This is a genomic window from Luteolibacter pohnpeiensis (genome assembly GCF_016595435.1).
GTDB classification, from domain to species: Bacteria; Verrucomicrobiota; Verrucomicrobiia; order Verrucomicrobiales; family Akkermansiaceae; genus Luteolibacter; species Luteolibacter pohnpeiensis.
On sequence record NZ_JAENIJ010000148.1, the window covers coordinates 1 to 787 of the forward strand.

Genomic DNA, 787 nt, shown 5'->3' on the forward strand with positions numbered 1-787 from the left:
TTTGCAAACGCGAGTCGATTCACTCTGTGGGATATTGTCAAATTGAATAATTTCGTAATGATCTGCAGAGAAGTGACTTAGGTTGAATGTCTTCTGGTGACGTTATCGGGACCACTGGCGGCCGTTGAGGGTGTGCAGTAAAAGCACAAGGTGGCGGCATGAATGAAATCCGGCCTGTTGGCACTGCTCTTCCACCCTATCCTGATTCGCTTATTCAGGCGGCAGACGCATCTCCGGGCGGCATTGACGTTAGCCAGGCGAGGAAACGGCTCGATGTGCTGACTTCTCCTTATCAAGTGCCGCGGTCGCAGGACAGGATGTTGGAATACTTTGAACGCGATCAAGTGCCCGCGCATGTGCGGATGACGTTGGCCTCGGCTCTCAATGGCGACTTAGTGCATCAGCAGTTGCTATTCATCGCCATGGTCGACACCTGGCCGAAGCTGCAGAAGAACATCAACGAGATTGCCCGGCTGGTGTCGATCGCGCCGTGGAAGGTGCATGCCTTTGCCCGTCGTGGCGAAAAACCTACAGCGGGAGCCGAGAAGCTGGCAAAGGAAGTCGAGAACCTGATGTGGACGATGAAGCCGGATGTTACCCGGCGCGAAAACGGTTTCGAGGGGACTATCAAAGCTCTGGCGATGGGTTACTACTTCGGGCACTCGGTGTCGGAGATTCGCTGGCAGCGGCTCAAGGATGGCACTTTGAAACCCCGGGCAACCAAGCCACTGATGGCGCGCTATTTCGGCTATCCGAGCGGTTGGGCGACGGACTCAGATCAGGAAGA

The 787-nt window shown here is 55.4% G+C and carries 1 protein-coding gene; it reads left to right on the top strand.

Features of this window, described 5'->3' with window-relative positions:
- Positions 1 to 158 precede the first annotated feature (158 nt).
- Positions 159 to 787 (top strand): phage portal protein family protein (locus JIN85_RS20660; protein WP_200274417.1); only part of this gene is annotated, 629 nt, incomplete at its 3' end.